The organism is Caballeronia humi (assembly GCF_001544475.1).
In the GTDB taxonomy this organism is placed as follows: domain Bacteria; phylum Pseudomonadota; class Gammaproteobacteria; order Burkholderiales; family Burkholderiaceae; genus Caballeronia; species Caballeronia humi.
Genome location: NZ_FCNW02000014.1, coordinates 128282 through 134281 on the forward strand (window position 1 = coordinate 128282; position 6000 = coordinate 134281).

Sequence of the window (6000 nt, forward strand, 5' to 3'; positions counted from 1 at the left end):
TCTGAACAAAGCGGTATTTGCTTTAGAAAGGCGCCTTCGGGCGCCTTTTTTTATGCCGTCGCGTCCCAAATGTTGCCGTCGGACGACAAAAAGCCCTCGTGTCTCGCGACAACGAGGGCTTTTTTTGCGCGTGCGTTCTCAGGCTTTCCCGTCGCGCAATTCCCGCCTGAGGATCTTGCCAACGTTGCTCTTCGGCAGGTCGCTGCGGAATTCGATGCTGCGCGGCCGCTTGTACCCCGTCAACTGATCGCGGCAGAACGCAATGACGTCGGCTTCGGTCAGGCTCTGGTCCTTTTTCACGATAAACAGCTTCACCGCTTCGCCCGAGTTCTGGTCCTTCACGCCGACCGCCGCGACTTCGCACACGCCCGGCAGCTTCGCGACGACATCCTCGATCTCGTTCGGATACACGTTGAAGCCCGACACCAGGATCATGTCCTTCTTCCGGTCCACGATCTTCACGTAGCCGCGCGCGTCCATCACGCCGACGTCGCCCGATTTGAAGAAGCCGTCCGGCGTCATCACTTTCGCCGTTTCGTCCGGCCGGTTCCAGTAGCCCGGCATCACCTGCGGTCCCCGGATGCAGATTTCGCCGGCGACGCCGAGCGGCAGTTCGTTGTTGTCGTCGTCGCGGATGGAGATTTCCGTCGACGGGAACGGCAGCCCGATCGTGCCGGTATATTCGGTGGCGGTCACCGGGTTGCTTGTCACGCAGGGCGACGTTTCCGACAACCCGTAACCCTCGACGATCGGCACGCCGGTCGCCTCGAACCAGCGCTTCGCCACCGCTTCCTGCACGGCCATGCCGCCGCCGTTCGCCGACACGAGCTTCGAAAAATCGAGGCTCGTGAAATCCGGATGGTTCAGTAACGCGTTGTAGAGCGTGTTGACGGCGGGGAACGTGTTGATCGGAATGCCTTTGAGCGCCTTGATCGTCCCGCCGATATCGCGCGGATTGGGGATCAGCACGCCGAGGCCGCCGGTTCGAATCGTCAGCAGCCCGCAAACCGTCAGCGCGAAGATGTGATAGAGCGGCAGCGCCACGACGCACACGAACTGATCGATGTCCGGGCGCATCTTGCGTGCCGGCTCGAGCCACACTTCCGACTGAAGCACGTTCGCGATCAGGTTCCGGTGCAGCAGCGTCGCGCCCTTCGCGACGCCGGTCGTGCCGCCCGTGTACTGGAGAAACGCGACGTCGTCGGGATTCTGCTCGACGCTTTGAAGCGTTTCGCGCGCGCCTTGAGCGATGGCGTCGTTGAAGCGCACGTGACCGGGCAGGTTCCACTCCGGCACCATTTTCTTCACTCGCCGGACAACGAAATTGACCAGCAGTCCCTTTACGCCCATCAAGTCGCCCATCGCGGCCACGACGACGTGCTTGATCGCCGTGTTCTTCACGACCGCCTGAAGCGTGGTCGCGAAGTTTTCGAGCAGCACGATCGCTTCCGCGCCGCAGTCCTTCAACTGATGCTCGAGCTCACGCGGCGTATAGAGCGGATTGACGTTGACGACGATGTACCCCGCGCGCAAAACGGCCGCGATCGCGACCGGATACTGCAGCACGTTGGGCATCATGAGCGCGACGCGCGCGCCGGGCTTCAGCCCCTTCGACTGGAACCACGCGGCGAGTTTGCGCGACATCGCGTCGAGTTCGCCATACGTGATCGCTTGCCCCATACAGATGAACGCGCGTCGATCGCGATTCTTCCGAAAACTGTCCTCGAGCAGTTGCGAAACCGAGCGGTACGCTGAAGCGTCGATCTCCGTGGGCACGCCGGCCGGATACGACTTCAGCCAGATTTTTTCCATGCGGCGTCTCCTTTATATATTTATAGAATGGTCGTGCGGAAAACGAATGCTAACGGCTCGCTCCGCTTCCCACAACCGGGTTAGACGCCACCCTCCACCACCTTTCGGAGCCTTCGGATTCACACCGCTCAATGCGCCGCTTCCACCTCGACCAGGCAGTCATAGAACGTCGCCGATCCCCCAAGATCGGTCAGCGCCTGGCTCGTGACCTGATTGGCGTTGCGGCCATCCGGCGCGAGCTTCTTCCACCAGATCGACAAGCCGACGACCACGCCTTCGCGCGCCCGGTCGGTCACGCGCGAGCGCGCCTGCATCGATCCGCGATCGTTGAAGATACGCACGATTTCGCCGTCCGCGATCTGGCGCGCGTGCGCATCGGCGGGATGGATATCGAGATGCGGCTCGCCTTCAGTCGAGCGCAGGCTCTCCACATTCACGAAGCTGCTGTTCAGGAAGTTGCGCGCGGGCGGCGAGATCATTGCGAGCGGATAGCGCGCGGCGAGTTCGGGTGAGCCATCGGCGGATTCATACGGTGCGAGGTAATCGGGCAGCGGATCGAGGCCCTGACTCTGCAGACGCCCGCTAACGAACTCGCATTTCCCCGATGGCGTGCGGAAACCGCCATTCGCGAAAGGCGCGTCCGCGATCTTGAGCTGCGCCCAGCCCGCCGTCTTCAGCGTGTTCCAGCTCTGGCCCGCGAGCGCCGGATCGTCCCAGCGGAACGCCTTCGACGCGATTTCTTCGTCGGTTTCGAAGAGGGCCGGATCTGAAAGGCCCATCGCGCGGGAGAGGCCGCGGAAGATCTCGGTATTCGAACGCGAATCCCCGACCGGCGCGATCGCCGGCAGGTTCGCCATCACGTGCGTATGCCCGTACGACTTGTGGACGTCGAGGTGTTCGAGCTGCGTGGTGGCCGGAAAGATCAGGTCGGCGTAGTCGGCGGTATCGGTCTGGAAATGCTCTAGGACGATCGTGAACAAGTCATCGCGCGCGAAGCCGGCCGCGACTTTCTCCGAATCCGGCGCGACCGCGACCGGGTTCGAGTTGTAGACGATCAGCGCCTCGACCTTTGGGCCGAACGTTGCATTGCCCGGATGGAGCAGCGCGTCGCCGAGCGCGTTCATGTTGATGAGACGCGGCAGCTTCGATGGCCAGCCGAGAAGCAGATCGGGCCGTTCGAGCGCGGCGGAATCGACCGGCGCCCACCCCGAGGATGACAGCAACATCCCGCCCGACCGCTCGCGCCAGGCGCCAGTGAGCGATGGCAGACACGCGACCGCCCGAACCGCATTGCCGCCGCCGCGCACACGCTGCATGCCGTAGTTCAGACGGATCGACGCCTTTTTCGTCGCGCCGAACGCGCGCGCGAGTTCGACGATCACCTGCTCGTCGATGCCGCAAATCTGCGCGGCGCGCGCCGGCGGATATTCGGCCGCGCGCGCCTTGAGTTGCTCGAAACCGAACGTATGGGCATCGATGTATTCGCGGTCGATCAGGTTTTCCTTTATCAGCACGTCGATCATCGCGAGCGCGAGCGCCGCATCGGTGCCCGGCTTCAACGCGATGTGCTGATGACACTTTTCGGCGGTCAGCGAGCGATACGGATCGATCGCGATCAGCCGCGCGCCGCGCCGCTTGGCCTCCTGCGCGCGCGTCCAGAAATGCAGGTTCGAAGCGATCGGGTTCGCGCCCCAGATCAGGATCAGCTCGCTTTCCTCGAAATACTCGGTGTGCATGCCGAGGCTCGCGCCGTAGGTATATTTGAGGCCGGCCGCACCGGCCGCCGCACAAATCGTCCGATCGAGCCGCGACGCGCCGAGCGCGTTGAAAAACCGTGCCGCGATGCTTTCGCCCTGCACAAGGCCCATCGTTCCCGCGTAGCTGTATGGCAGGATCGCCTCGGGCGCGCGGGCCGCGATCGGAGTCAGGCGCTCGGCGGCGAAGCGCAGCGCTTCATCCCAGCCGATCGCTTCGAAACGGCCTTCGCCCTTCCGCCCGACGCGACGCATCGGCATAAGCAGCCGGTCTCGGTGATGTGTGCGATCCGCGTAACGCGTGACCTTCGTGCAGAGGACGCCCTGCGTCGGCGGATGGTCCGGATCGCCGCTGACTTTGACGGCTTTGCCGTCTTTGACAGTGACACGCATTGCGCAGGTGTCGGGACAGTCGTGCGGGCATACGGCGCGGGCAAATTCGGCGGGGACGGCGGGGGCATTCATACGGAAGTCCGGTAGAAACACGCAACGGGCAGATAAGCGGATTTTATTACGGCTGGCGGTTGGGCACCGGTCAGATCGATTAATTTGTCGCGGCGTAAAATGATCCTGGAGCCGCGTCCGACAAGGCGCACAGCATTTTTCTTCGCAAAACGAGAGTAGTTCAAATGAACCTGATCCCAGAAATCGAAGCAGCACACGAAGAAATCAAGGCGCTCCGACGAACGATCCACGCGCATCCCGAACTTCGATACGAGGAGGTCGGAACGGCGCAACTGGTTGCTGAAAATCTCGAACGCTGGGGCATCACCGTTCATTGCGGACTCGGCAAGACGGGCGTGGTCGGCGTACTGAAACGCGGCTCGAGCGAGGCATCGATCGGACTTCGCGCCGATATGGACGCCCTGCCCATCCAGGAAATCAACACGTTCGACCACCGGTCGGAGAACGCCGGCCGGATGCACGCCTGCGGCCACGACGGGCACACCGCGATGCTGCTCGGCGCGGCGAAACATCTGGCTCAGCACGGCACGTTCGATGGCACGGTGGTCTTCATCTTCCAGCCGGCCGAGGAAGGCGGCGCGGGTGCGCGCGCGATGATCGAGGATGGTCTTTTCGAGCGCTTTCCCGTCGATGCCGTGTTCGGGATTCACAACTGGCCCGGCATGCCGGCGGGTCATTTCGGCGTGACGGAAGGGCCGATCATGGCGTCGAGCAACGAATTTCGGATCAGGGTCCGCGGCACGGGATCGCACGCGGCGCTTCCGCATAACGGGCACGATCCCGTGTTCACGGCGGTTCAGATCGCGAACGGCTTGCAGAGCATCATCACGCGCAACAAGAAACCGATCGATACGGCGGTGCTGTCTATCACGCAGATCCACGCCGGCGACGCCGTCAACGTAGTGCCGGACGAAGCTACGTTGGCGGGGACGGTGCGGACGTTCACGGTGGAAACGCTGGATTTGATCGAAAACCGCATGCGCAAGATCGTGGAATCGACGGCCGCCGCGTACGATTGCGACGTCGAGTTTCACTTTCACCGCAACTATCCGCCGACGATCAACGACGCGGAGCAGACGCGGTTCGCGGCATCGGTGATGGCTGAGGTAGTGGGGGCAGACAAACTCGACGCATCAGTCGAGCCGACGATGGGCGCCGAGGACTTCTCCTTTATGCTGCTCGCGAAGCCGGGATGCTATGCGTTCCTCGGCAACGGGGAAGGCGGACATCGAGAATCAGGACACGGTGCAGGACCGTGCATGCTTCATAACGCGAGTTATGACTTTAATGACGGCCTGCTTTCGGTCGGATCGACGTATTGGGTGAAGCTCGCGGAACGTTTTCTGTCGCGCGGACGCGTATAGAGGTGGCCCGAGCAATCCGGGCCGTGGTGCAGGTGGAGATGCCGGGAACCGAGAGGCGCATACGGCTTGGCAAAAAACCCCGAAGATGACCAAGAGAATAGGCGTACGCGCTCAGGGGCGTTCAAAGCAAAGGTCGCGCTGGCGGCGGTGCGCGGCGAACGCACGTTGGCCGAACTCGCACAGCAATTCGATATGACCCGAACCAGATCACCGAGTGGAAACGACAACTTCAGAAGCGCGCGGCGGACGCTTTCGGTGCGAGCGGCGCGGTGTCAGATGAACTGCCGGTTGATTTGAAGACGCTGCATGCAAAAATTGATCAGGTATCGCTGAAGAACGATTTTTTATCAGGCGCGCTCGGCAAGGTGGGCTTGCTGAGTGTAAAAAATGATTGACCGCGCCCACACATTGCCCAAGTCACGGCAGGCGAGGCTGGTCGGCATTAGCCGCTCCAGCGCCTATTACGCGGCGCGCCCGCTCAACGATGCCGTTCTGTCCCTTATGCGTCGGATCAAGCGAGCATAGGTATAGAAACGCAAAAACCCCACTTTTGGGGTGGGGTTTTTGTTTGAGGCATGAGGAGCCTGACGATTACCTACTTTCAC

Annotated in this window: 4 protein-coding genes; 2 read left to right on the top strand and 2 right to left on the bottom strand. The window is 62.1% G+C overall.

The window, feature by feature from the left end; genetic code table 11:
* Nucleotides 1-138: 138 nt before the first annotated feature.
* On the bottom strand, nt 139-1812 hold the full coding sequence (locus AWB65_RS15690; protein WP_087668024.1) for a long-chain fatty acid--CoA ligase: 1674 nt from the start codon (nt 1810-1812) through the stop codon (nt 139-141).
* 128 nt (nt 1813-1940) lie between these two features.
* Nucleotides 1941-4031: a molybdopterin-containing oxidoreductase family protein gene (locus tag AWB65_RS15695; protein WP_087668025.1), complete on the bottom strand. Its 2091-nt coding sequence runs from the start codon at nt 4029-4031 to the stop codon at nt 1941-1943.
* A 164-nt stretch (nt 4032-4195) separates the two neighbouring features.
* On the opposite strand from AWB65_RS15695, the gene AWB65_RS15700 reads away from it, so the two are divergent.
* Nucleotides 4196-5395, top strand: coding sequence for a M20 aminoacylase family protein (locus tag AWB65_RS15700; RefSeq protein WP_087668026.1), 1200 nt, complete (start codon nt 4196-4198; stop codon nt 5393-5395).
* Nucleotides 5396-5664: 269 nt separating this feature from the next.
* The gene (locus tag AWB65_RS37635; RefSeq protein WP_268808249.1) at nt 5665-5790 is read left to right on the top strand and encodes a hypothetical protein; all 126 of its coding nucleotides are present in this window, start codon (nt 5665-5667) and stop codon (nt 5788-5790) included.
* Nucleotides 5791-6000 lie beyond the last annotated feature (210 nt).